Raw genomic sequence first — 26,168 nt, 5'->3', positions numbered from 1 at the left:
ACTTATACCTTCGCCACGAGTGGGCGACCCAACAGGCCTTGGGGACGGAAAATCAGAATCAGCACCAGCAGCGAGAAACTGAACACGTCTTTGTAGTCGGAGTTGATCAGACCGGAGAACAGCGACTCGGAAATCCCGAGGATGATCCCGCCGAGCATGGCCCCAGGCAGGGAGCCGATGCCGCCGAGTACCGCCGCGGTGAACGCCTTGATGCCGATGATGAAGCCGGCATAGAAGTCGAATGTGCCGTAGTTCATGGTGATCAGCACGCCGGCCAGGGCCGCCATGGCCGCACCGATGATGAATACGTAGGAAATCACCCGGTCGGTGTTGATCCCCAGGATCGAGGCCATCTTGCGGTCTTGCTGGGTGGCACGGCACATGCGTCCGAGCTTGGTGTACTTGATGATGTAGGTCAGCAACGCCATCCCGGCGAATGCGGCGATCAGGATGAAGATCTTGGTGTAGGTGAGCTGGACGAAACCGCTGCCGATGTCGAGGCGCATGGCACCTTCGAGCAGCGTCGGGACACCCTGTTGACGGGCACCCTGGCTGATCTGTGCGTAGTTCTGCAGGATCAGCGAAATACCGATGGCACTGATCAGCGGTGCCAGCCGGGTCGAGTTGCGCAGGGGTTTATAGGCGACGCGTTCGATGACCCAGCCGTAGACCCCGGTGACCACCACCGTGAACACGAGCGTGCCAAGGATCATGAGTGGAAAGGATTCGATACCGAAGTAAGCCAGCAGAGCCAGACTGATTGCCGCGAGGTAAGCGGAAATCATGTAAACCTCGCCGTGGGCGAAGTTGATCATGCCGATGATGCCGTAGACCATTGTGTAGCCGATGGCGATCAGACCATAGACCGACCCGAGGGTCAGACCATTGATCAGTTGCTGCAGGAAAATACCATCCATAACGCAATCTCACGCAGTGAGAACCTGCACACCTTTGGGTGCGCGGTTCTTCTAAGGAAAATACAGATTAACGTCGGAGCAATGTCAGGCACGACCAGCGCGCGCCCTTTGGAAACCGGGGTTTGCCCGGTTCCCAAAGGCGGCGTTGACGGTCGCGTCAGCCCTTACTTCTGTTTTTCCAGCTGGTGGTATTTGCCGTCCTTGTCCCACTGGTAGACCACGTAGTCGGAGACTTTCAAGTCGCCCTTGGTGTCCCATTCCTTCTTGCCCATCACAGTCTGGACGGGGTTGGCCTTGAGCCACTTGGCCGCGTCTTCGCCTTTATTGGACTTGGCGCCATTGAAACCGGCGGCCAGGGCCTGGACCGAAGCGTAGGCGTACAGTGTGTAGCCTTCAGGCTCGGTACCATTTTTGCGGAACTCTTCAACCACGGCCTTGCTGTCTGGGAGCAGGCGCGGGTCGGCGCCGAAGGTCATGTACACACCATCGACGTATTGCGCGCCGCCGGCAGTGGTGACCAGTTCGTCGGTCACGATGCCATCGTCGGACATGAACTTCACATCCTTGAGACCTTGCTCACGCAGTTGGCGAACCAGCGGGCCGGCTTCCGGGTGCAGGCCACCGAAATAGACCACGTCGGCACCGGCCGAACGGATCTTGGTGACCACGGCGCTGAAGTCTTTCTCGCCGCGGGTCAGGCCTTCGTACAACACTTCCTTCACGCCACGCTTGGCCAGCTGTGCCTTGGTGGCATCCGCCAGGCCTTGGCCGTAGGTGTCCTTGTCGTGCAGCACAGCCACTTTCTTGCCCTTGAGCACGTCGACGATGTAGTCGCCTGCCACGATGCCCTGCTGGTCGTCACGACCGCACATGCGGAACATTGCGCTCAGGCCGCGCTCGGTGACCTGTGGGTTGGTGGAGCCCGGGGTGATGGCGATGATGCCGGCTTCGTCGTAGACCTCGGAGGCCGGGATGGTATTGGACGAGCAGAAGTGCCCGACCACGCCGATCACCTTGTCCTGGTCGACCAGGCGGTTGGCCACCGCCACGGCCTGCTTGGGTTCGCAGGCGTCGTCACCCGCGACCAGTACGATTTTCTCGCCGTTGACGCCGCCAGCCTTGTTGATGGCATCGGCTGCCGCCTGGGCACCCTTCATGTACTGCTCGCCGAATGCGGCGTTGGCGCCGGTCATCGGCCCCGCCACACCAAATTTCACATCAGCTTGGGCAAACGCAGAAACACCCAGCGCAGCTGCCACTGCGAGGGCCAGGAAACCTTTCTTGTAAAACGTCTGGGACATGAGGTGGTGCTCCAAGGTTTTTTTTAGTTGGCACTGCGACTTCATTTCACTGAAAAGCTCAGAGCAAGGGCCGTGCCATCGGTTTTTTATTCTGAAAAAAGTCGCTGCTTTATTGTTATTTCGACTGTTTCGGGCCCTTTTTCATGGGGCGTGCAACCGTCTAAACCGCACAAGGTGCAACCTTTTATTCAAACGGGTAAAACCCTCCATGAGCCATCATTGCAACCATCGCGCGAAACGGCGTGCAACCACTGTGTAACAACCCACGTCACCGAACTGCACACTGTCGGTGCGCGACTGCTACAACCCGCACCATAACAGGCTAGACGCTACGCCGGAAAACGCGGCTTCCGGCAACAATTTTCAACACTCAAATGACGATCCGCAGGCACTGGCCCGCGTGATACAGCGAAAAGCCCGCTTCATACAGGCAACTGCGCAATCCCACCCCGGCCAGCGGCTGCATGGGGGCGAACGGAATCGGCAGGGCCTGGGCATTGCCGTGACACAGGTAATCGGCGAACGCCTTGCCGACCACCGTACCGGTGGTCACGCCCCGGCCGTTGTAGCCAGTCACGGCCACCAGCCCGGGAGCGGGTTCGAACAGGCGCATCAAGTGATCGGGGGTGAAGGCGATGCAACCGGTCCAGGTGCACTCCCACTCCACCGGCTTGAGATAAGGAAAGTAGTGTTGCTGCACCCGGTCAGCCCAGGCCTTGAGGAACCAGGTCGGCTTGCGGTTGCCGTTGCCCAGGCTGCCCAGCAGCAAACGACCGTCCTTGTCCCGGCGGATGCTGCTCAGCACCTGGCGGGTATCCCACGAGCCCTGCCCGCCCGGCAGAATGCGTTGGGCGGCCTCGTCGGCCAGCGGGACGGAAGCGACCTGATAGTAATAACCTGGGAAAAAATTGCGCCGCAGCTCGGTCCAGTCACCCTCGGTATAGGCATTGGAGGCAATCACCACCTGCTCGGCCAGTACCGAACCCTGGGCGGTCTGCACCGACCAGCGCTGGCCTTGACGTTCCAGGCGCGTCACTGGCGAATGGTCGAACAACTGGCCACCAAGGTCCGTGGCGGCCTTGGCCAGCCCACTGGTGTAGGCCATCGGATTGAGCGTGCCGGCGCGGCGGTCGAGCAATGCCGCGGCGATTTTCGAGGTGCCTGTCGCCTCGGCACAGGCCTGGCCGGTGAGCAATTCCACCGGGGCGCCACGGCGCTTCCATTGCGCTTCGCGACTGCGCAGGTCGGCCTCACCTCGGGCGTTATGAGCCATGTGCAAGGTGCCTTCGCGGCGCAACTGGCAATCGATGTTGTATTTATCGATGAGGCTGAACACAAGGGCCGGCGCGGCTCCCAACATGCGGTTGAGCTGGCTGCCCACCGCCTCGCCGAATCCGGCCTCGATGTCATCCGGCGGGATCCACAGCCCGGCGTTCACCAGACCGACGTTACGCCCCGATCCGCCATGCCCGGCCCGATGGGCTTCCAGCACGGCCACGCGCTTGCCTTGTTCGAGCAAGTGCACCGCCGCCGACAGCCCGGTGAACCCTGCGCCGATTACACAGACATCGACCGAGATTTCGCCGGTGAGGGCATTGTTTTCAGGCCTTTGCGGCGTCAGTTTTTCCCACAGACATTCTTCGCGTAACGGCATTGCCAGACTCCGAAAAAGAAACCCAACCATCACACTATTCAGTGTAGGAGCGAGCTTGCTCGCGATAGCGGCGACACATTCAATGACTATGTGACTGACAGACCGCTATCGCGAGCAAGCTCGCTCCCACAAAGGACCTCCACGAATTGAAGATCCGGCCTCAGTCGAAGGTAATCCCCTGGGCCAACGGCAACTCCAGCGAGTAATTCACGGTGTTGGTCTGGCGGCGCATGTAGCCGCGCCACGCATCGGAGCCGGATTCGCGACCGCCGCCGGTTTCTTTTTCGCCACCGAATGCGCCGCCGATTTCCGCGCCGCTCGGGCCAATGTTGACGTTGGCGATGCCGCAGTCGCTGCCCACGGCCGACATGAACTGCTCGGCTTCACGCACGTCGGTGGTGAAGATGCAGGACGACAGGCCCTGGGGCACGGCATTGTTTAGGTGCAGGGCTTCGGCGAAGTCCTTGTAGCCGACCACGTATAGGATCGGTGCGAAGGTTTCGTGGCGCACCACATCACTCTGCTCGGGCATCTCGACAATGGCCGGCGAGACGTAATAGGCATTCGGGAACTGGTCTTCGAGCTGGCGCTTGCCACCAAACACGCGCCCGCCCTCGCTCAGGGCCTGCTCCAGCGCGTCCTGCATGCCGTCGAAGCTGTGCTTATCGATCAGTGGCCCGACCAGGTTGCCTTCCAGCGGATGACCGATGCGTACTTTCGAGTAGGCGGCCTTGAGGCGGGTGACGATCTCTTCCTTCACCGACTCGTGGGCGATCAGCCGGCGCAGGGTGGTGCAACGCTGGCCGGCGGTGCCGACGGCGCTGAACAGGATGGCGCGCACCGCCATGTCCAGGTCGGCGCTCGGCGCCAGGATCATGGCGTTGTTACCGCCCAGTTCGAGAATGCTGCGGGCAAAACGCGCGGCGACTTTCGGCGCCACTTCACGGCCCATGCGGGTGCTGCCGGTGGCGCTGATCAAGGCCACGCGCGGATCATCCACCAGGGCTTCACCGGCATCGCGACCGCCGATGATCACCTGGCTCAGGTACGGTGGTGCGTCGCTGAAGTTCTTCAGCACGCGTTCGAACAGCGCCTGGCACGCCAGGGCGGTGAGTGGGGTCTTTTCCGAGGGTTTCCAGATCACCGAGTTGCCGCAGACCAGGGCCAGTGTGGTGTTCCAGGCCCAGACCGCGACGGGGAAGTTGAAGGCACTGATCACCCCGACCACGCCCAGCGGATGCCAGGATTCACGCATGTGGTGGCCCGGACGCTCGGAGGCGATGGTCAGGCCGTACAGTTGGCGGGACAGGCCGACGGCGAAGTCGCAGATATCGATCATCTCCTGCACTTCACCCAGGCCTTCCTGGGTGATCTTGCCGGCTTCCCACGACACCAGCTCGCCGAGGTCGGTCTTGTATTCACGCAACAGGTCGCCGAATTGACGCACCAGTTCGCCGCGACGCGGGGCCGGCACCTGGCGCCACAGGTCGAAGGCGTGTTCGGCACGGCTGACCTGCTGCTCGACTTCAGCGGCGCCTTCCCAGTTCACGGCGCCGATGCGGCTGCCATCGATAGGCGAATGCACCGGCTGTGTGCCGCCCTGGTACAAGGCCGGATTGACGCCCAGACGATCAAGCAATGCAGCAACCATGGGGTAACTCCTCTAAACGAGCGATAAGAGATTGGCGGACGGACAATCACCGTCCGCTCAGGCCTCTAGTTTTAGCCGGCCCGAGTCTTGCCAACAAACGACCATTAAGCGAGATATCATTCCGTTTATTCATGCTGCCCCTGACTCGATTTATAGAGCAACAAGAAAAAAGGCCCCCGTCATGCTCAATAAGCGTTATCTACCGTCGATCACCGCACTCCAGTGCTTCGAAGCCGTGACTCGCCACCTGAGCTTTACCCGTGCCGCCGAAGAACTCCATCTGACCCAGAGCGCCGTCAGCAAACAGGTCGCCCAACTCGAGGAACTGTTGCAGCACCTGCTGTTTCGGCGTGTGCGCCGCCGCTTGCAACTGACACCGGCCGGGGAGCTGTACTTGGGGGAAGTGCGAAAAATCCTTACCCAGGTGGAGATGTCCACCCACTACCTGCGCTCCTACGGCGGCGATACCGAAGTGCTGCGTGTTTCCACGCCGCCGACCTTCGGTGCCCGCTGGCTGGTCCCGCGCCTGAAGGGTTGGCGGTTGCGTCATCCGAAAATTCATCTGGACCTGTGCAGCGAGCAGGAAGCCGACGACTTGCAGCAGGGGCGCAGCGACCTGGCGTTCTACTTCGGTCAGGGTTCACGCCCTGGCACCGAGTCCCTGAGACTGTTCGACGAAGAGTTGGTGCCGGTCTGCGCGCCCGGCAGCCTGCCTGATCAGGCCTTCACCGACCCGACCCAACTGGCCGAGTTGGTGCTGCTGCAAAACGCCTCGCGCCCCCAGGCCTGGCACGACTGGTTCGCCAGCCAGGGCTACCACACCGAACACAGCTACCACGGGCCGCGTTTCGAAACCTTCTACATGTGCATCCGCGCCGCCCAGGTCGGCTGCGGCGTTGCCCTGCTGCCACGGTTCCTGGTGGAAGAAGAACTGGCCGACGGCAAACTGGTCATTCCCTGGCAGCATGCGATGCCGAGCACCGATGCTTACTACCTGGCCTACCCCGAACACTCGGCGGAAGTGCCCAAGGTGCGGCTTTTTGTGGAGTGGATGCTGGAGCAGCTCGATAGCCCCGATATGTCGCAATAGCTGCAGCCAGCACCAAGCCCTGTGGCGAGGGAGCTTGCTCCCGCTGGGGCGCGAAGCGGCCCCTTTCCATGCGGGCGCTGCGCACCCGAGCGGGAGCAAGCTCCCTCGCCACAAAGGCCAACGGATACTAAAAATCACTGGCAATACCCACCCAGGTTATGCGCCACTAACCCCTCATCCCAACCCGCCGCAGCGGCCTGTCTGGAGAACCCTATGAGCGAGAGCGTATTTGCCGATCGTATCGTGCAGAACCTGCTCGACACCGACTTCTACAAACTGACGATGATGCAGGCGGTGCTGCACAACTACCCCAACGTCGAAGTCGAGTGGGAGTTTCGTTGCCGCAACAGCGAAGACCTGCGTCCGTACCTGGCGGAGATCCGCTTCCAGATCGAGCGCCTGGCGGAACTGAGCCTGAGCGCCGACCAGTTGGGTTTCCTGGAGCGTATCAGCTTTCTCAAGCCGGATTTCCTGCGGTTCCTGGGACTGTTTCGCTTCAACCTGCGCTACGTCCACACCGGCATCGACAACGGCGAGCTGTTCATCCGCCTGCGCGGGCCCTGGTTGCACGTGATTCTCTTCGAAGTGCCGCTGCTGGCCATTGTCAGCGAAGTGCGCAATCGCTATCGCTACCGTGAAATCGTCCTGGAGCAGGCCCGCGAGCAGTTGTATCGCAAGTTCGACTGGCTGAGCGCCAACGCCAGCGCCGACGAGCTGTCCGAACTGCAAGTCGCGGATTTCGGCACCCGTCGGCGGTTTTCCTTCCGCGTCCAGGAAGAAGTGGTCAACGTGCTCAAGCATGATTTCCCCGGGCGTTTCGTCGGCACCAGTAACGTGCACCTGTCCCGGGAGCTGGACATGAAACCCCTGGGCACCATGGCCCATGAGTGGATCATGGCCCACCAGCAACTGGGCCCGCGACTGATCGACAGCCAGATCGCCGCCCTCGATTGCTGGGTGCGCGAGTACCGCGGCCTGCTGGGGATCGCCCTCACCGACTGCATCACCATGGACGCCTTCCTGAAGGATTTCGATCTGTTCTTCGCCAAGCTGTTCGACGGTTTGCGCCATGACTCCGGCGACCCGGTGATCTGGGCCGAAAAAGCCATTGCCCACTATCACAAGCTCGGCATCGACCCCATGAGCAAGACCCTGGTGTTCTCCGATAGCCTGACATTGCCCAAATGCCTGGAGATTTTTCGGGCATTGCGTGGTCGCATTAATGTCAGCTTCGGTATTGGCACCAATCTGACCTGCGACATTCCGGGTGTCGAGCCCATGAGCATCGTGCTTAAAATGATCAGCTGTGACGGGCAACCCGTGGCCAAGATTTCAGACGAGCCCGGCAAGACCCACTGCAAGGACCCGAATTTCGTCGCCTACATGCGACACGTTTTCCAAGTACCTGCCGCCCTTTGATACGCAAGGAGTGAATTCATGCAAGCCGTACAGCGTGAGATTGCTGAACAGCTCAAGGTCCAGCCACCGTTCGCCCATGACGCCGACCTCAAGGCCGAAATCGCCCGGCGAGTGAGCTTTATCCAGGATTGCCTGGTCAATTCCGGGCTCAAGTCCCTCGTGCTGGGCATCAGCGGTGGCGTCGACTCGCTGACCGCCGGGCTGCTGGCCCAACGTGCCATGCGCGAACTGCGGGAGAAAACCGGCAACGCGGCCTATAAGTTCATCGCCGTGCGCCTGCCGTACGACACCCAGTTCGACGAGCATGAAGCACAGGCCTGCGTCGACTTCATCGATCCCGACGAGCGCCATACCGTCAATATCGGCCCGGCGGTCAAGGCCTTGGCCGAGCAAGTCGCGGCGTTCGAAGGCAAGGCGGCGGTCTCGCGGGACTTCGTGCTGGGCAACACCAAGGCGCGGATGCGCATGGTGGCGCAATACACCATCGCCGGCGCCGAGCAGGGTCTGGTGATCGGCACTGACCACGCGGCCGAAGCGGTCATGGGGTTCTTCACCAAGTTTGGTGACGGCGCCTGCGACCTGGCGCCGTTGAGCGGCCTGGTAAAAAACCAGGTCAGGGCTATCGCCCGGGACTTTGGCGCACCGGAATCGCTGGTGGAAAAAGTCCCCACCGCCGATCTTGAAGACCTGTCGCCAGGCAAGCCGGATGAAGCCTCCCACGGGGTGACCTATGCCGAGATCGATGCGTTCCTGCACGGCCAACCGATTCGCGAAGAGGCGGCCAGGATCATTTGCGACACCTATCGCAAGACCGAACACAAGCGGGTGATGCCCTACGCCCCGTGATTGCCCCTTGTGGGAGCGGGCTTGCTCGCGAAGACGGCGGCACAGTCAACATTGATGTCGATTGACATATCGCCATCGCGAGCAAGCTCGCTCCCACAAGGAGCGGTTGCCTGGCACAAAAAAAGCGCCCTGCATGGGGCGCTTTTTTTTGTGCCAGGAAAATTGATTACTTCAGCGTAACAGTGCCTTTCATCATCGAGATATGGCCCGGGAACGAGCAGAAGAAGCCGTATTTTTCAGCGGCATCAAGTTTCGACACGTCGAAGGTCACCGAGTCGGTTTCCTTGGCCCCGATGAGTTTGGTGTGGGCGATGATGCGGGCATCACCTTCCTTGAGGTAGTTCTTGTCGATACCGGCAGCGAGGCCATCGGTGGCGATCGGCTGCATGTCGGCCTCTTTGCTCAGCACCCAGTTATGGCCCATGACGTTTTTCGGCAAACTGCCCGAGTGCGTCAGCTCAACGGTGAACGTCTTGCAGCTCTTGTCGATCTCGATGGCCTTGGTGTTGAAGGACATCTGGTCGGTCGAGTCGATGGTGGTCTTGCACTCCGCTGCCATCAGTTGGCTGCTGGCCAGCGTCAACAGGGATACTGCAACAAGTTTGGCAAACATCGTGAATCTCCAAGGCATGGTTAACAAAAATCCGTCAAAGGAAAAGACTGCCTGATTTTCCGGCAAGTTCCTATGACCTGAGTCAAAGATTGTATACAACTTAAGGCTATCAGCCTGATGGACATAATCAACCAGCCAGAAGTATGACGCGCCCCTATGATCAGCCCATCAACCTCTGGAGCGATCGCCATGAACTTCAATAGCCTGTTATGCAGCTTGCTCGCCGCCTACGCCTGTGGCGCCAGTGGTACCTATGAAAAACCCCGGCGCGAGGTTTAAGTCCTTTGCGCAGCATAGGCCAGGCTTTACTCTGGTGCGGTGACTGACCACGGAGTAAAGCATGTCCATCGCGTCTGTTTGTGTATTTTGCGGCGCCAGCACTGGCACCGACCCAGCGTATCGTGAAGCGGCGCAGGCCCTCGGGCGGGCGTTGGCGGAACGAAAATTGACCCTGGTCTACGGTGGCGGGGCCGTCGGCCTGATGGGGGTCGTCGCCGACGCGGCCCTGGCGGCGGGCGGCGAAGTCATCGGTATCATCCCGCAAAGTCTGAAGGACAAGGAAATCGGCCACAGCGGCCTGACCCGCCTGGAAGTGGTGGACGGCATGCACGCCCGCAAGGCGCGCATGGCTCAACTCAGCGATGCCTTCATCGCCCTGCCCGGCGGCCTCGGCACGCTGGAGGAGTTGTTCGAAGTCTGGACCTGGGGCCAGCTCGGCTACCACGGCAAACCGCTGGGACTGTTGGAAGTGAACGGTTTCTACAGCAAGCTCACCGCTTTTCTCGATCATATCGTCGGCGAAGGCTTCGTCCGGGCGCCCCATCGTGACATGCTGCAAGTGAGGGACTCCCCGCAGAACCTGCTCGATGCCCTGGACGAATGGCAACCGTCCGTACAGCCAAAATGGGCCGAACAAAAACCCAGCTAACGGCTCGGCCCCGATACAGGGCAGAATATGCGCCGCTCAACCTCACCTTCGACCCCAGAGGATCGCCCATGGCCAAACCCAATTATTCCTTCGCCAAACGTCAGAGAGACTTGGCCAAGGAGCAGAAGAAAGAGGAAAAGCTGCAGCGCAAGAAAGCCACAGCTGAAGAAGAAGCCGCACTGAGCCCCGATACCGAAGGCGAAGTAGCAGCAGAAGATGATGTTGATGCACCGAAAGATCAGGCTCCCGACGCCTGATTCCCCCAGGGCCCGATGATCCGATCCGGCCCCCCGGTTCTGTGTCCAGGGCCGGCAGCCCCGCTGCCGACCCTTACAATCCCAGCGCCTTGATAATCGACTGGCGATAACCCCCAGGCAGGTTCACCGGCAATTGGTCCGGCGCGAACAGCCCGATCTCCTTGTGCTCATGACTGATGGTCGGCACAAAACCGCCCAGCAACTGGCAGCGGTACGTGGAGATGAAGACGTGCTTGCCGGGAATGACCTCGAACAGGTACGAATCCAGCGGTGCCCCCACGCTCACCTCGACCGCCAGCTCCTCGGCGATTTCCCGCGCCAGGCATTGCGGCGCCGTCTCGCCCTGCTCAATCCGTCCGCCAGGCAGCTCCCATTCATCGCGCTCGTTGAGCATCAGCACAACCAGGCCTTCGGGGGATTGCAGCACACCTTTGATGGACACCGGGAACATGGGCAAACCTCATCATCCGTAGGACACACAACCTGTGGGAGCGAGCTTGCTCGCGATAGCGAATCAACAGTCAACCTCCTCATTGACTGACACGGCGCTATCGCGAGCAAGCTCGCTCCCACAGTATTCATACAGCGTTCATTCCAACGGCATCACCGTCACCTGCACTTCAGGATCATGGGCTCCGCCCCCCAGGATCACCCCCCGCAACGGTGACACATCGGAAAAATCCCGGCCCCAGGCCAGGGTGATGTGTTCCAGGGCCGGCTGGACGTTGTTGGTCGGGTCGAAATCCACCCACCCCAACACCGGGCAATACACCGAGACCCAGGCGTGGGACGCATCGGCGCCAATCAGCCGGGGCTGGCCGGGCGGCGGCTGGGTCAGCAGGTAGCCGCTGACGTAACGCGCCGCCAAACCGCGAGAGCGCACGCAAGCCAGCATCAGGTGGGCGAAGTCCTGGCATACGCCCCGCCGTCGTTCCAGCACCTCCACCAGCGGCGTCGCCACTTGAGTCGCCTCGGCATCGAAGGTGAATTCCTCGAAAATCTTCTCCATCAGCGCTCGAACACCGATCATCAACGGTCGCCCCGACGGGAAGCAGCTTTCGGAGAACTCGACGAAGCTGCGCTTGAGGTGCACATACGGTGACTCGAAACGATAACGGCACGCCTCCAGCAACGGCGCCGCCAGTGGCCGGCCACTGTAGGTCAGCGCGTTGCGGGTCGACTCCCAGCCCGGAGACAGGTTGAAATCCAGCTCGGGACGGGCCAGCACCTCCACGCTCAGGCGGGCATTGACCAGCAACTCGTCATGGGGCCGCTCAAAGGCCAGTCGGGTCAGCGGGTTGCCGAACACATCCTGTTCATCGCGCCGGGTCGTCGGTTCCGGGCTGATCAACAGTTGCTGTTCGGTGCAACGCTGCCAGTCACAGGCCCGTGGCCACAGATGAGCGAGCTGCTGGGCCAGGGACACCGGGCTGTCGTAGTGGTAATGGGTGTCGTGGAGGATCTGGTAACGAGCGTTCATCAGACGGACACCGTGCGTTGGCTGACGTCATCGACGTGGGCGAAATGACGCAAGGCCAGGCGATCGGACACCTGGCCGCTGGCATCGGCCATTTCCTGCAACAGGTCGGCCAGCCCATCGAGTGCGGCGCGCAGGCTGGCTTCACCGAACAATGGGTTTTCCAGGCAACGCAGGTCAAAGCGTGACAGGCGTGCGACCAGGTCCGGCAAAGCGGTTTCCCTGGGGGCGGCAAAATCATCGTTCAAGCGCTTGAGCGTGCGGGTCACCAGCTTCAACTGGAAGAGCACCGCGTGAGGGTTCTGTTCGTCCAGCAGCAGCAAGTCCAGCACCGGGATCAACTGGGCCACTGCCAAATAACGCGAGCGGTAGGTGATGCTGCTGTTGCCCAATTCCAGCAACCACTCCAGCCCGGCCTGATCGAATACCGCATCGCTGCGCAGGAACGCCGCCAGGCTGCTGCTGAGAAACTGCAGGCGCTCCAGGCGCCGACCGATCATCAGGAAGCGCCAGCCTTCGTCGCGGGTCATGTCGTCCAGGGCGAATCCGGACAACGCCGCGAGGGACATCACCAGCCGATTGAGGAAATCCAGCAACTCGCCGAAGTCCGCTTCCTCGGTTTCCAGTTCCATGGCTTCGCGCTGCAGTTCCACCAGCGCCTGCCAGTTCTCCCGGGACAGCTTGCCGCGCACCTGCGAGGCGGCCCATTGCAAGCGCTGCAGGTTGGAGCGCAGGCTGAACGACCAGTCGTCCCCCAGCAGTGCCGCCAGCAAACGCTCGGGCAGTTCGCCCTCTTCGGGCAGCAGCATCAGGCTCTCGCCCAGCGCCACCGCCGATTGCAGGGCCTGCGGGTCGTCGCCATCGACATAACGCGCCAGCATGATCCGCAACAACCGCGCGCTGCCATCGCAACGCTCGCAATAGCGGCCGAACCAGAACAGGTTTTCCACCACCCGCGAAGGCAGGTACGGATCACGTCGAACCAGGTCATGGACCCCCACGGTGCGCTGGGCCTTCCATTGTTCACCGCCGGGCGCCTGCTCCCCCAGCACCCAGGTGTCCTTGCTGGCGCCACCGCGCTGCATCGACACCACTTCGGCATCGGCCTCGGCGGCCACCCGGGTCAGGCCACCCGGCAGCACCCGATAATCATCCTTGCCGGACACGGCATACATGCGCATGCCGATCGCCCGGGGCTGGATTTGTCCATCTTCGGCCTGCCAGACCGGTGCCTGGGACAGTTGCGCCAGTTCCTGGGCGACATAGGCATAAGGCCGTGCCTGCATGCGCGCCGCCAGTTGGCCGCGCTGCGCCTCGCTCAGGTCGCGACCGAACACCGGGCTGAAACTCTGGGAAGGAAACGCCGGCTTGATCAACAGTTGCGGCAATTTTTCCAGGGCCTGGGCCAACACCGGCGGCTCACCGCACCACCAGGTGGCGATGGACGGCAGCAGCAGTTCTTCACCGAACAGGTACTGGTTGATCTTCGGCAGAAAGCCCAGGAGGCCCGGCGACTCCAGCACGCCACTGCCCAAGGCATTGGCCACCAGCACCCGGCCCTGGCGCACGGCTTCCAGCAACCCCGGCACACCGAGGGCCGAGTCGGTGCGCAGCTCCAAGGGGTCGCAGAAATCGTCGTCGAGCCGGCGCATGATGGCGTGGACCCGGCGCAGGCCGCTGAGGGTCTTGAGGTAGACCGTAGCATCGCGAACAGTCAGGTCGCCGCCCTCCACCAGCGGATAGCCCAGCTGGCGCGCCAGGTAAAGGTGTTCGAAATAGCTTTCGTTGAACCGCCCCGGCGTCAGCAACACCACCAGCGGCGACTCGCCGTCGCTGGGTGCCTGTCGCGCCAGGGTTTCCTGCAAGGTGCGGAAAAACCCGGACAAGTGCCGCACCTTCAGGTCGCGATACAAGTCGGGGAAGGCGCGGGAAACGATCATGCGGTTTTCCAGCGCGTAACCAGCCCCCGACGGCGCCTGAGTCCGATCCGCCGTGACCCACCAGCGACCATCGGGCGTGCGCGCCAGATCCACCGCGTACAAATGCAGGAAACTGCCGTCCGGCGGCGCGATGCCCTGGCAGGGCCAGAGGAAATTGTTGTGCCCGAACACCAGCTCCGCCGGCAACAGCCCCTCGCTGATCAGCCGCTGCGGCCCATACAGGTCGGCCAGCACCGCGTTGAGCAGGCGCGCACGCTGGGCGATCCCGGCTGACAGATGCTGCCATTCCTGCGGATCGATCACATGGGGCAGCAGGTCCAGTTCCCACGGCCGGTCGGCGCCTTTCGGATCGGCGTAGACGTTGTAGGTCACGCCGTTTTCCTGGATCTGCCGGGCCAGCAGGGCCTGGCGCTGGAGCAACTGGGCCGGCGTGCTGCGCTGCAACTGGTCGAACAGCCGCTGCCAGTGCGTACGTACCGCACCGCTGTCGTCCATTAATTCGTGATAGGTGCCCGTCGTCAGCGGGTAACGGTCAAGCAGGTCAGGCATGGAAAGCTCGGCAGACGGCAATGAAAGGTGAGACTAGCGCAAGCGCATGACGCCCGGATAGGTGTGTTTTATGTTGGATCCGGCCTGGCTTTCGGACTGCAATCATCGTGGCGAGGGAGCTTGCTCCCGCTGGGCTGCGCAGCAGCCCCGGAATTTTACGGTCGCTGCGCAACCGAGCGGGAGCAAGCTCCCTCGCCACGGGGTTCACTTAGACCTTGGGTGCCCCTTGAAAACGTCGCAGGTCGAGCGTGAGTGGAAACTCGTCATCCACTGCCAGGCTGGGTATCGGCAGTTTCCCCGGCGTGTGTCCGAGACGGAAGAAGCGCGCCATGCGCCTGCTCTCGGCCTCGTTGGCATTCACCGGCAGGCTGTCGTAGTTGCGCCCGCCCGGATGGGCCACGTGATACTGGCAACCGCCCACGGAACGTTGCATCCAGGTGTCGAGCAAGTCGAAAACCAGCGGCGCATGCACCGGGATGGTCGGCTGCAGGCAGTTGGCCGGTTGCCACGCTCGGAAACGCACCCCAGCGACAAATTCGCCGACCCGACCAGTCGGTTGCAACGGCACCGGCACGCCATTGCAGGTCAGCAGGTAGCGTTGCGGCGCCAGGCCACTGAGCTTGACCTGCAAACGCTCCAGGGAGGAATCCACATAACGCACGGTGCCGCCCACCGCGCCCTCCTCCCCCAGCACATGCCAAGGCTCGAGGGCTTGGCGCAATTGCAGCTCGATACCGCTGACCGCGTAATCGCCCACCTTGGGGAAGCGGAACTCCAGATGCGCGGCGAACCACTCGGCCCGCAGCGGGTAGCCGGCGGCGTTCAGCTCATGGATGACGTCGGCAAAATCCTGCTCGATAAAGTGCGGCAGCAGGAAACGGTCATGCAACTCGGTGCCCCAGCGCGCCAGTTTCGCCGGCGCATAAGGCTCGCGCCAGAACCGCGCCACCAGCGCCCGCAATAGTAATTGCTGGGCCAGGCTCATGCGGGCGTGGGGCGGCATCTCGAACGCACGCAACTCCAACAGGCCGAGACGCCCAGTGGCGCCGTCCGGTGAATAGAGCTTGTCGATGCAGAATTCGGCGCGGTGCGTATTGCCGGTCACGTCGATCAGCAGGTTGCGCAGCAAGCGATCGACCAACCACGGCGGACACTCTTCGCCGGGCTGTGGCATTTGCGCGAAAGCGATTTCCAGCTCGTACAAGGCATCGTTGCGCGCCTCGTCCACGCGGGGCGCCTGGGAGGTCGGGCCGATGAACAACCCGGAAAACAGGTAGGACAACGACGGATGGTTATGCCAATAACTGATCAGGCTGCGCAGCAGGTCAGGACGCCGCAGGAACGGTGAGTCGGCCGGTGTCGCGCCACCGAGTACGAAATGGTTGCCGCCGCCCGTGCCGGTGTGCCGGCCATCGATCATGAATTTCTCGGTGGTCAGTCGGGTCTGTCGCGCTTCTTCGTATAAAAATTCAGTGCGCTCGACCAACTCATCCCAGGTCGCCGAAGGTTGTACGTTGACCTCGATCACACCGGGGTCGGGGGTGATGCGGAAATTGCTCAGGCGCGGGTCGCTCGGCGGCTCGTAACCTTCCAACAGCACCGGACACCGCAACTCCTCAGCCGTCGCTTCGATGGCACTGACCAGTTCCAGGTAATCCTCGACCCGTTCCAGCGGCGGCATGAACAGATAGAGCCGGCCCTCGCGGGCCTCGGCACAGAAGGCGGTACGGGTCAGCCAGTCAGCGGACTTGTCGATCTCGGGGACACGCTCCTGCTCGGCGGCCGGCTCGCCGTGACGCGCCAGTTGCTCGGTGCCGGGCAGTTCGGGCAAGTCCTGGTTCGGGTCGGTGGGGTGGATGAACGGGTACTCGGCCGCCGTCACCCAAGGCTGCGACGCCAGCGGCAAACGATACCCCAGGGGAGAATCCCCCGGCACCAGGCGGCAGTGGTTGTCCCGCAGGTACCAGCGCCCGCTTTGCCATTGATCCCCCTTGGCGGTGCGAGCCAGCGGCAGGACCTGGCCGATGACCTTGTCCAGGCCCTGGCTGAAGACCTTGCGCAACCGTGCACGCTCCAAAGCGTCCTCCAGGCGCGGGTCCTCGGCCGTGACGTTCGACGGTAGTGCGCCTTCGCGCCAGAGGTAATAGAAGTTGTCTTCGTAGGCAGGAAACACGAACCGCGCAGGAATCTTCAAACGCTCGGCGACGCTCGCCAGGAAGCGTCCGGCCAGTTCGCCATCGGCGCCGTAATCCTCCTGCTCGTCGGCGATCAACGCGCTGTTGTGCCAGATCGGCACCCCGTCGCGCCGCCAATAGCAGTTGAGCGACCAGCGCGGCAGTTGCTCGCCGGGATACCACTTGCCCTGGCCGAAATGCACCAGCCCCTTGGGCGCATAGTGATTGCGCATGCGCTGGAACAGCTCGGCGGAGAGCCGGCGCTTGTCCGGCCCGAGTGCCGCGGTGTTCCACTCGGCGCCGTCCGGGTCATCGATGGAAACAAAGGTCGGTTCGCCGCCCATGGTCAGGCGCACGTCGCCCTCCAGCAGATCGGCATCGATCTGCCGCCCCAGGGCCTGGATCGCCAGCCATTGCGCGTCGGTGTAAGGCTTGGTCACCCGCGGCGCTTCCCAGACCCGCTCGACGGACATTTCGTGGCTGAACTCACACTCGCAGGGCTCCACCAGGCCACTGATCGGTGCCGCCGAGGACGGATCGGGACTGCAGGCCAGCGGAATGTGGCCTTCACCGGCGAACAGCCCGGACGTCGCATCCAGGCCGATCCAGCCGGCACCGGGCAGGTAGACCTCGCACCAGGCATGCAAGTCGGTGAAGTCGACGTCGGTGCCGGACGGGCCATCGAGGCTCTTCACGTCGGCGGTCAACTGGATCAGGTAACCGGACACAAACCGCGCGGCCAACCCAAGGTTGCGCAACAGCTGCACCAACAACCAGGCCGAGTCGCGGCATGAGCCGGACGCGTGCTCAAGGGTATGTTCCGGGGTCTGGACGCCGGGTTCCATGCGGATCAGGTAGTTGATGTCTTCGCTCAGGCGCTGGTTGAGCGCCACCAGGAAATCCACCGCCGGCAACGGCGTGCGGTCGATGCCGTCCAGGTAGGCCTGGAACCTTGGCGTCAGCGGCAGGGTTTCCAGGTAAGGCGCCAGCTCCTTGCGTTCGTCAGCCGCGTAGGCAAACGGAATTTTCTCGGCGTAGGGCTCGAGAAAGAAGTCGAACGGATTGAACACCGCCATTTCCGCCAGCAGATCGACTTCGATCCGCAGCTCCCGGGTTTTCTCGGGAAATACCAGCCGCGCCAGGTAATTGCCCTGGGGGTCTTGCTGCCAGTTGATGAAATGCTGCTCGGGCGAAACCTTCAGCGCATAGGACAGAATCCGCGTACGGCTGTGGGCTGCCGGGCGCAGGCGAACGATCTGCGGGCCGAGTTCGACGGCGCGGTCGTAGCGGTAATGCGTGACGTGATGCAATGCGACATGGATCGACACGACGTGCCTCCTGCGAGCCTGGGCGGTATCGAAAGCGGCGCAAGACTTATGCCATGCAGGCAGGCCGGACACTTTCTTTGTCTACTCAAGGCAGTAGAGCACTAAAAACGCGCGATGCCCGTATTCATCTGTAAAGGAATGCACATAAATGCGGCGCGAATCGACTCAACGACGCGCACGCGAGGCCTTGGCGGCCCGGATGATCATCGCGCGTTGGTGGCGGATGTCGACGAGTTTGCTGCGCATTTCCCGATGACGCTTGCTGTTGAGCAGTAACAGCCCCAGCAGCGGCAACAACACAGCGAACAGGTACACGCCCTGATGCGGTCCATAAGCGAACGTCGGCAGCACCGCCGCCAGACAGGCCAGGAAATACCCCGCCACCCACCAGACCGCCCAGGCGCGCCCGCGAGCGATCAAGAGATTGCCCAGGACCAGGACGAGCACCAGGGCCAAGGTGCCGAGCCCGACATAGTCGGTCCTGGCTGACGGCTCCAGGGCTCGCCAATAAGTGGCCCCGGCTAACACAAGCAGCGTGGACCCGGAAAAGCAGCCCAGCAGGATCGTCCCCATGAACACCGGAAAATAACGGGCGAGGAATGGCTTCAGCGATCCGCCCCCGATCATTCCGTGAACTCCTCGTACAGGCCGACGGCAACCGTCTTCACGGCGCCATCGCCGGTATAACTGCCAATGACCCCCAGCGCGCCTCCGAGGGAGTCCTTTATCTGCGTCAGAGTCGCGTGCCTGATCTCGGCAGACGAATAACGTTTGGGCAGGGCGCCCGCGCGCTGCTGCAGCTTGAGCAGTTTCGCGGTCAGGCTCGGGTCCCTCAGCGTCAACAGCTCCTTGGTCAGTTTGCTGCGCTCTTGCCGATTCAGCCCCTTGAGCAACTGATACCAACTCTTTCCGGTGGCGGCCGCCTTGTTGGCCTTGAGCAGCCGGACAGTCGTCAAGGCCGAGCCACCGACCCCCACCAGGGAAACCCCGTCAAGGATCGGCGACACGATGTTGTACCAGTCGGCGTCGTTCATCTCATCGTTGCCGGTCGGATTGCTCAGCTCATTGGCCACCCGCATCCCGCCAATGACGCATTGCGCGGTACTGGCCGTCGCGGCAGCGGCACCCAGGGCAACGACAAAGGCACTTGCCCCCGCCGTAAAGGGCACCGCGACGCTGCCACTGAACACCACCACCCAACCGATCACCGCGGCGACACAGGACAAGCCGGCATTGGTTGCTTCAAGCCCGAGCTTGGACTCGCGGGGGCTGCTTTTGACCTGATCGATGAACTGCTGCGGCGCGATGTATTTTTTCGCCTCGCGCAAAATGATGCGCTTGGGCGCGATGCTGCAAATCGGCTTGAACTCGCGCAAGGTCACGACGTTGTATTCGGAATCGACATACACCACACCCGCCCCGGCAATGCCAGGATCGGCGTCAATGGCAGCAAACAGGCGCGGCAGGTTGATCTGGCTTTCGATGCGTTTGCGGGCCATGAACTGGGAGAAGCTCAGGTCCATGCCGATGCCTGTTGTAGCGCTGCTCATATGAATCGTCCTTGAGAATCGGAAGTGAGTCTTTATCCACACTGAACCCCTATGGTGGGGAGATTTATCCCTGCTGGCTCTGTAGGAGCTGCCGAAGGCTGCGATCTTTTGATCTTTCGCTTGGGATTCAAGTGTCCGGGGAAAGATCGCAGCCTCGCTTCGCTCGACAGCTCCTACGCCGCCGAGCGGGAGCAAGCTCCCTCGCCACAAGAGCTGCGCTCGGCGTTATTGCATTGGCAAGGCTGGCACCGGCGGCGGCCAAGATAGCAAATGGGCAGCACTGTCGCTAGAAAGCAAAACGCCAGCACTGAGGCTGGCGTTTTACATCGTAGATTGACCCGTTAGCGTGGCACCACAGGCTTGCGTGCCGGCTTCGGCCCCTTGCCCTTAGCGGCGTCCTTGCGCTCCTTGGCGGCCTGCTGGTTGCGGGCGAAAGCCGCGGCTTTGGCCTGCTCGCGCTTGTCCCACGGGTTGCCACCATCGCTGGCCCGCGGCGGCAGGCCGGTGTGCTGGGTCAGGATCTTGGTGGTTTCCTTGCCCACCTTGTGGCTGCCGGCTGGCGTCGAATTCTTGCGACGGGCGCTCTGGTAGCTGTCGGTGGCCGGCTGGTGCAGCGGGATCAATTGGTTCTTGCCCGGCCCGATCAGATCGGCGCGGCCCATGCGGGTCAACGCTTCACGCAGCATCGGCCAGCCCTTGGGGTCGTGATACCGCAGGAAGGCCTTGTGCAGGCGGCGCTGCTCCTCGCTCTTGACGATGGTCACCGCATCGCTCTTGTAGGTGACCTTGCGCAGCGGGTTCTTGCCCGAGTGGTACATGGCGGTGGCCGTGGCCATTGGCGACGGATAGAACGCCTGCACCTGGTCGGCGCGGAAACCGTTGCCCTTGAGCCACAGCGCCAGGTTCATCATGTCTTCGTCGGTGGTGCCCGGGTGAGCGGCGATGAAGTAGGGAATCAGGTACTGCTCTTTCCCGGCTTCCTTGGTGTACTTCTCGAACATCCGCTTGAATTTGTCATAGCTGCCGATGCCAGGCTTCATCATCTGGTTGAGCGGGCCTTCCTCGGTGTGCTCCGGAGCGATCTTCAGGTAACCGCCAACGTGGTGGGTCACCAGCTCCTTGACGTACTCCGGCGACTCGACCGCCAGGTCGTAACGCAGGCCGGAGGCAATCAAAATCTTCTTCACCCCAGGCAAGGCCCGGGCGCTGCGGTACAGCTGGATCAGCGAAGAATGGTCGGTGTTCAGGTTCGGGCAGATGCCCGGGAACACGCAGGACGGCTTGCGGCACGCGGATTCGATTTCCGGGCTCTTGCAGGCAATGCGGTACATGTTCGCGGTCGGGCCGCCGAGGTCGGAAATGACCCCGGTGAAGCCCGGGACCTTGTCACGGATCTCTTCGATCTCGCGGATGATCGACTCTTCGGAGCGGTTCTGGATGATCCGGCCTTCATGCTCGGTGATCGAGCAGAAGGTGCAGCCACCAAAGCAGCCACGCATGATGTTCACCGAGAAACGGATCATCTCGTAGGCCGGGATCTTCTCCTTGCCGTACGCCGGATGGGGAACACGCGCGTAAGGCATGCCAAACACGTAGTCCATTTCCTCAGTGGTCATCGGAATCGGCGGCGGGTTGAACCAGACGTCGACTTCGCCGTGCTTCTGCACCAGGGCGCGGGCGTTGCCTGGGTTGGTTTCCAAGTGCAGTACGCGGTTGGCGTGGGCATAAAGCACCGCGTCGCCACGGACCTTTTCCACCGACGGCAGGCGAATCACGGTCTTGTCGCGGGTCATTTTCGGGCTCGCCAGGATCTGCACGACCTTGGCTTCGCTCGGGTCTTCCGCACTTGAAAAAGTCGCCCCCTTCTCTTGTTCGATGGCGCAGGCTTGAGTGTCCTGGGTGTTCACATACGGGTTGATGATCTTGTCGATCTTGCCCGGACGGTCGATGCGCGTGGAGTCGACTTCGTACCAACCTTGCGGCGTGTCACGGCGAATGAACGCCGTGCCGCGCACATCGGTGATGTCTTCGATCTTGTGGCCATAGGACAGGCGCTGGGCGACTTCGACAATCGCCCGTTCGGCGTTGCCGTAGAGCAGGATGTCGGCGCAGGCGTCGATCAGGATCGAGTTGCGCACCCGGTCCTGCCAGTAATCGTAATGGGCGATGCGGCGCAGCGACGCTTCGATACCACCGAGCACGATCGGCACGTGCTTGTAGGCTTCCTTGCAGCGCTGGCTGTAGACCAGGCTCGCACGATCCGGCCGCTTGCCCGCCAGGCCACCCGGGGTGTAGGCGTCATCGGAGCGGATTTTCTTGTCGGCGGTGTAGCGGTTGATCATCGAGTCCATGTTGCCGGCCGCGACACCGAAAAACAGGTTGGGCTCGCCAAGCTTCATGAAGTCGTCTTTGGACTGCCAGTTCGGCTGGGCAATGATCCCGACACGAAAGCCCTGGGCTTCCAGCAAACGGCCAATGATCGCCATGCCGAACGACGGGTGATCGACATAGGCATCACCGGTCACGATGATGATGTCGCACGAATCCCAGCCAAGCTGATCCATCTCCTCCCTGCTCATGGGCAGGAACGGCGCCGGGCCGAAACATTCGGCCCAGTACTTGGGATAGTCAAATAACGGCTTGGCTGCTTGCATGTCGATGACCGGTATAAAGGATGAAAAATCGCGGGCGCGGAATATAGCACAAATTTTGACCAATTCCGACGGCTATGGTCGGAAATCGGCGGCACCTCTGTGGGAGCGGGCTTGCTCGCGAAGGCGGTGTATCAGTCGACACTGAGGTTTCTGGCACACCGCCTTCGCGAGCAAGCCCGCTCCCACAGGTTATTCGTCGTCATCGAAATTGTAGCTACCCGGCGCCAGGTTTTCGAAGCGCGTGTATTTGCCGATGAACGCGAGGCGGATGAAGCCGATCGGGCCGTTCCGCTGCTTGCCGATAATGATTTCGGCGATGCCCTTGTGCTCCGTCTCGGGGTGATACACCTCGTCGCGGTACACGAACATGATGACGTCGGCGTCCTGCTCGATCGCTCCGGATTCCCGCAAGTCGGAGTTCACCGGGCGCTTGTTGGGGCGCTGTTCCAGGGAACGGTTCAGCTGGGAGAGCGCCACCACCGGGCAGTTGAACTCCTTGGCCAGGGCCTTGAGGGAACGGGAGATTTCGGAAATCTCGTTGGTCCGGTTGTCGCCGCTGGAACCGGGAATCTGCATCAGTTGCAGGTAGTCGATCATGATCAGCGCGATATCGCCGTGCTCACGCACCAGGCGCCGGGTCCGGGCGCGCATTTCCGACGGGCTGATACCGGCCGTATCGTCGATGAACAGCTTGCGGTCGTTGAGCAGGTTGACCGCCGAGGTGAGGCGCGGCCAGTCGTCGTCTTCCAGTTGGCCGGAACGGACTTTGGTCTGGTCGATGCGTCCCAGGGACGAGAGCATACGCATGATCAGCGATTCGCCTGGCATCTCGAGGGAATACACCAGCACCGCCTTGTCGCTGCGCAGCACGGCGTTTTCCACCAGGTTCATCGCAAAGGTGGTCTTACCCATGGACGGACGGCCGGCGACGATGATCAGGTCGGACGGTTGCAGGCCGCTGGTCTTCTCGTCGAGGTCGGTGTAACCGGTGGACAGGCCGGTGATGGCGTTGTCGGTGTTGAACAAGGTGTCGATGCGGTCGATGGCCTTGGTCAACAGGTCGTTGACGCTCACCGGACCGCCGGTTTTCGGCCGAGCCTCGGCGATCTGGAAGATCTGCCGTTCGGCTTCGTCGAGGATCTCGGCGGCGGTGCGACCTTCCGGGTTGAAAGCGCTGTCGGCGATCTCGGTGCTGATGCCGATCAACTGACGCAAGGTCGCCCGCTCGCGGACGATCTGCGCATAGGCCTTGATGTTGGCGACCGACGGCGTGTTTTTCGCCAGTTCACCCAGGTAACCGAGGCCACCAACCTGGGACGTCTGCCCTTCCTTGTCCAATTGCTCGGCCAGGGTGACGACGTCGATCGGCATGTTCTGATCGGCCAGACGGGCGATCGCACGGAAAATCAGGCGGTGGTCATGCCGGTAGAAATCGCCGTCGGAGACTTGATCGAGCACGCGTTCCCAGGCGTTGTTGTCCAGCATCAGGCCACCGAGCACGGCCTGTTCGGCCTCGATGGAATGCGGAGGCACCTTCAGGGCAGCGGTTTGCAGATCATATTGCTCGGGAGCGGTGATTTCGTTCATGGCCACGTCTGGTTATGAAATTCAGCAATTGCAGAAAGACAAAGGGCACGACCTGTAAACAGGATCGTGCCCGATGTTACCGGCAAGCACCCGAGGGTGCCAGCCGACAGGTGTTGCTTAGGCTGCTACCACGACAACGCGTACGGTGGCTTCAACTTCGGCGTGCAGGTGCACGGCTACGTCGAATTCGCCTACGTTGCGGATGGTGCCGTTCGGCAGACGAACTTCGCTTTTCGCCACTTCAACGCCGGAGGCGGTCAGTGCGTCAGCGATGTCGTGAGTACCGATAGAACCGAACAGCTTGCCTTCGTCGCCAGCGGTGGCAGTGATGGTCACTTCCAGCTCGGCCAGTTGGGCAGCACGGCTTTCAGCCGATGCTTTACGGTCTGCGGCGGCTTTTTCCAGCTCGGCACGACGCTCTTCGAACGCAGCCAGGTTGGCAGCGGTCGCAGCGGTGGCTTTGCCGAAAGGCAGCAGGTAGTTACGACCGTAGCCGGCCTTAACGTTTACTTTGTCGCCCAGGTTGCCCAGGTTGGCGATTTTTTCCAGAAGGATCAGTTGCATGTGAAAATCCTCTAACTTTTAACCTTCACCGTTCGCGTTGTCGGCGTCTTTCGGCGCCATACGACCGCGAAAATCAATCAGGCTGTCAACGATGGCCAAGACCACGAGCAACGGACCGAGCAAGTGCATGAAAGGCAACAACGTCACGTACATCCCCACCAGCCAGAACGTGGCCAGTCGTTTCTGCGCCACCAGCCCGTGAATCAGGGCCAGGCCGGCGAAGACCAGCGCAACACTGCACAACGGCAACAGGATCAGTGCATGCAGCCCGAAGAACGGAGCAACACACATGACGGCCAGCAGTGACAGCGCCACGCTCTTGGGGAATCGGATGGCGCGAAACTCGCGACCGAAACCACCGGGGTTATACAACGACGCCTGCCAATAGCGCCCAAGAATCAGGCACAGCACGCTAAAGATCTGCAGCGAAGACGCTATCGAAATGATCATCAGCGGAGCGCTCAGGGCGGTGAGAAACGCCTTCTGGTCTGCCGAGAATGTCTCGTAGACCTCACCCATCGCCAGCGGCAGGACGTGTTCGAACGTCTGCGCCAGTGACTCGATGAAGGAACTGAATACAGTTCCCAGGCTCACCGCACACAACAACCCCACGGCCACGCTGCACAGCAGCACGCGGTTCCAGGTATGGCCGGCGCGCAAAACCAACGCCAGGCCACCAGCCCCGAGCAACACCAAAAGTGTTGTCGGGTCCTTCAGGAAGTACCAGCTCACCAACGCTGACAGCAACCCGATACCCAGGACGCTCAAGGCGTCCGAACCGCGCCGCAGGAGCACAAGGCACCCAGCGGCGGCACTCAACCAGAACAACAGCGGCAATGCCGCGGATCCGGCCACAACCAACGTGGCCTGCACACGTCCCCGCATGATGAAGTCAGCTAAGGCGCGCATGCATTCAATCCCTTACTACTCGTCGACTGCCCGGTCTCAGCGGCCGTGGCTGTCGGTGTAGGCCAGCAGGGCCAGGAAGCGGGCGCGCTTGATAGCGGTGGCCAGCTGACGCTGATAACGAGCTTTGGTACCGGTGATACGGCTTGGAACGATTTTGCCGGTCTCGGATACGTAGGCTTTCAGAGTGTTGAGATCTTTGTAATCGATCTCTTTCACGTCTTCAGCGGTGAAGCGGCAGAATTTACGACGACGGAAGAAACGTGCCATGTGATTGGCTCCTCAAAAGGTCCGTGGATTACTCGTCAGCGTTATCGCTGTTGTCGCTGTCGCTATCGCTGTCATCGCCATCGGCGCTGTCAGAGTGCTCAGGACGGTCGCGACGCTCACGGCGCTCACTGCGGTTTTCTTCAGCCTTGAGCATCTCGGATTGGCCGGTGACGGCTTCTTCGCGACGGATGACCAGGTTACGGATCACTGCATCGTTGTAGCGGAAGTTGTCTTCCAGCTCGGCCAGGGCCTTGCCAGTGCACTCAACGTTCAGCATCACGTAGTGAGCCTTGTGAACATTGTTGATTGCGTAGGCCAGTTGACGACGGCCCCAATCTTCCAGACGGTGGATTTTGCCGCCGTCTTCTTCGATCAGCTTGGTGTAACGCTCAACCATGCCGCCGACTTGCTCGCTTTGATCCGGGTGGACCAAAAAGATGATTTCGTAATGACGCATGAATGCTCCTTACGGGTTGTAGCCTGCCGCTCAAAA

General features: G+C 61.6%; 22 protein-coding genes. 5 read left to right on the top strand and 17 right to left on the bottom strand.

What is annotated here, in order from left to right; translation table 11 throughout:
• Positions 1 to 2: 2 nt before the first annotated feature.
• From AB7M32_RS07530 to amaB, 4 genes are all read right to left on the bottom strand, one after another.
• Positions 3 to 917, bottom strand: a complete 915-nt coding sequence (locus tag AB7M32_RS07530) for an ABC transporter permease subunit (RefSeq protein WP_072412007.1) — start codon at positions 915 to 917, stop codon at positions 3 to 5.
• Positions 918 to 1,081: 164 nt separating this feature from the next.
• Positions 1,082 to 2,218 (bottom strand): branched-chain amino acid ABC transporter substrate-binding protein, encoded by a 1,137-nt coding sequence (locus AB7M32_RS07525; protein ID WP_053177902.1) that lies wholly within the window; start codon positions 2,216 to 2,218, stop codon positions 1,082 to 1,084.
• 370 nt (positions 2,219 to 2,588) lie between these two features.
• The gene (gene amaA, locus AB7M32_RS07520; protein WP_072412014.1) at positions 2,589 to 3,872 is read right to left on the bottom strand and encodes an L-pipecolate oxidase; all 1,284 of its coding nucleotides are present in this window, start codon (positions 3,870 to 3,872) and stop codon (positions 2,589 to 2,591) included.
• A gap of 160 nt (positions 3,873 to 4,032) precedes the next feature.
• Entirely contained in the window at positions 4,033 to 5,523 is a 1,491-nt protein-coding gene (gene amaB, locus AB7M32_RS07515) for an L-piperidine-6-carboxylate dehydrogenase (protein ID WP_454249538.1), read from the bottom strand.
• Positions 5,524 to 5,704: 181 nt separating this feature from the next.
• Here amaB and AB7M32_RS07510 point away from each other — a divergent pair, with 181 nt between their 5' ends.
• The 3 genes from AB7M32_RS07510 (at position 5,705) to nadE (ending at position 8,878) form a co-directional block, all read left to right on the top strand.
• Entirely contained in the window at positions 5,705 to 6,613 is a 909-nt protein-coding gene (locus tag AB7M32_RS07510) for a LysR family transcriptional regulator (RefSeq protein WP_072412018.1), read from the top strand.
• Between the two features lie 213 nt (positions 6,614 to 6,826).
• Positions 6,827 to 8,032 carry a nicotinate phosphoribosyltransferase gene (gene pncB, locus AB7M32_RS07505; protein WP_454249537.1) on the top strand — a complete coding sequence of 402 codons (1,206 nt, stop codon included), beginning with the start codon at positions 6,827 to 6,829 and terminating at the stop codon, positions 8,030 to 8,032.
• Positions 8,033 to 8,050: 18 nt separating this feature from the next.
• Positions 8,051 to 8,878: an ammonia-dependent NAD(+) synthetase gene (gene nadE, locus AB7M32_RS07500; protein WP_092255588.1), complete on the top strand. Its 828-nt coding sequence runs from the start codon at positions 8,051 to 8,053 to the stop codon at positions 8,876 to 8,878.
• Between the two features lie 166 nt (positions 8,879 to 9,044).
• On the opposite strand, the gene azu is transcribed toward nadE, so the two are convergent.
• Positions 9,045 to 9,491, bottom strand: coding sequence for an azurin (azu, locus tag AB7M32_RS07495; protein ID WP_060739405.1), 447 nt, complete (start codon positions 9,489 to 9,491; stop codon positions 9,045 to 9,047).
• 340 nt (positions 9,492 to 9,831) lie between these two features.
• Here azu and AB7M32_RS07490 point away from each other — a divergent pair, with 340 nt between their 5' ends.
• The gene (locus AB7M32_RS07490; protein ID WP_454249536.1) at positions 9,832 to 10,419 is read left to right on the top strand and encodes an LOG family protein; all 588 of its coding nucleotides are present in this window, start codon (positions 9,832 to 9,834) and stop codon (positions 10,417 to 10,419) included.
• 68 nt (positions 10,420 to 10,487) lie between these two features.
• Positions 10,488 to 10,676 (top strand): hypothetical protein, encoded by a 189-nt coding sequence (locus AB7M32_RS07485; RefSeq protein ID WP_060739407.1) that lies wholly within the window; start codon positions 10,488 to 10,490, stop codon positions 10,674 to 10,676.
• A 73-nt stretch (positions 10,677 to 10,749) separates the two neighbouring features.
• On the opposite strand, the gene AB7M32_RS07480 is transcribed toward AB7M32_RS07485, so the two are convergent.
• The 12 genes from AB7M32_RS07480 to rpsF all read right to left on the bottom strand — a co-directional run bounded on the left by AB7M32_RS07480 (position 10,750) and on the right by rpsF (position 26,132).
• Positions 10,750 to 11,127, bottom strand: coding sequence for an NUDIX hydrolase (locus AB7M32_RS07480; protein WP_454249535.1), 378 nt, complete (start codon positions 11,125 to 11,127; stop codon positions 10,750 to 10,752).
• A gap of 138 nt (positions 11,128 to 11,265) precedes the next feature.
• Positions 11,266 to 12,156, bottom strand: a complete 891-nt coding sequence (locus AB7M32_RS07475) for a transglutaminase family protein (RefSeq protein ID WP_454249534.1) — start codon at positions 12,154 to 12,156, stop codon at positions 11,266 to 11,268.
• The gene (locus AB7M32_RS07470; protein WP_454249533.1) at positions 12,156 to 14,642 is read right to left on the bottom strand and encodes a circularly permuted type 2 ATP-grasp protein; all 2,487 of its coding nucleotides are present in this window, start codon (positions 14,640 to 14,642) and stop codon (positions 12,156 to 12,158) included. The genes AB7M32_RS07475 and AB7M32_RS07470 overlap by 1 nt, the downstream gene beginning before the upstream one ends.
• Positions 14,643 to 14,850: 208 nt before the next feature.
• Positions 14,851 to 18,144, bottom strand: a complete 3,294-nt coding sequence (locus tag AB7M32_RS07465; RefSeq protein WP_454249532.1) for a transglutaminase family protein — start codon at positions 18,142 to 18,144, stop codon at positions 14,851 to 14,853.
• Between the two features lie 165 nt (positions 18,145 to 18,309).
• Positions 18,310 to 18,771: a hypothetical protein gene (locus tag AB7M32_RS07460; protein ID WP_454249531.1), complete on the bottom strand. Its 462-nt coding sequence runs from the start codon at positions 18,769 to 18,771 to the stop codon at positions 18,310 to 18,312.
• Complete coding sequence (locus AB7M32_RS07455; RefSeq protein ID WP_060739413.1) at positions 18,768 to 19,694, bottom strand: hypothetical protein; 927 nt, start codon at positions 19,692 to 19,694, stop codon at positions 18,768 to 18,770. Before AB7M32_RS07455 ends, AB7M32_RS07460 begins: the two co-directional genes overlap by 4 nt.
• Positions 19,695 to 20,035: 341 nt before the next feature.
• Positions 20,036 to 22,348: a YgiQ family radical SAM protein gene (locus AB7M32_RS07450; RefSeq protein WP_454249530.1), complete on the bottom strand. Its 2,313-nt coding sequence runs from the start codon at positions 22,346 to 22,348 to the stop codon at positions 20,036 to 20,038.
• A 189-nt stretch (positions 22,349 to 22,537) separates the two neighbouring features.
• Positions 22,538 to 23,935 carry a replicative DNA helicase gene (dnaB, locus tag AB7M32_RS07445; protein WP_027911801.1) on the bottom strand — a complete coding sequence of 466 codons (1,398 nt, stop codon included), beginning with the start codon at positions 23,933 to 23,935 and terminating at the stop codon, positions 22,538 to 22,540.
• 117 nt (positions 23,936 to 24,052) lie between these two features.
• A complete protein-coding gene (rplI, locus tag AB7M32_RS07440) occupies positions 24,053 to 24,499 on the bottom strand; it encodes a 50S ribosomal protein L9 (RefSeq protein ID WP_003186385.1) in 447 nt (148 codons plus the stop codon).
• 18 nt (positions 24,500 to 24,517) lie between these two features.
• Positions 24,518 to 25,408 (bottom strand): hypothetical protein, encoded by an 891-nt coding sequence (locus tag AB7M32_RS07435; protein ID WP_454249529.1) that lies wholly within the window; start codon positions 25,406 to 25,408, stop codon positions 24,518 to 24,520.
• A 36-nt stretch (positions 25,409 to 25,444) separates the two neighbouring features.
• Entirely contained in the window at positions 25,445 to 25,675 is a 231-nt protein-coding gene (gene rpsR, locus AB7M32_RS07430; protein ID WP_002551829.1) for a 30S ribosomal protein S18, read from the bottom strand.
• A gap of 28 nt (positions 25,676 to 25,703) precedes the next feature.
• On the bottom strand, positions 25,704 to 26,132 hold the full coding sequence (gene rpsF / locus AB7M32_RS07425) for a 30S ribosomal protein S6 (RefSeq protein ID WP_003186395.1): 429 nt from the start codon (positions 26,130 to 26,132) through the stop codon (positions 25,704 to 25,706).
• Positions 26,133 to 26,168: the final 36 nt, after the last annotated feature.

It is taken from the genome of Pseudomonas sp. R151218B TE3479, from assembly GCF_053629195.1.
Note: the sequence above shows the minus strand (reverse complement) of the source record. Positions and strands in the feature narration are given on the sequence as shown.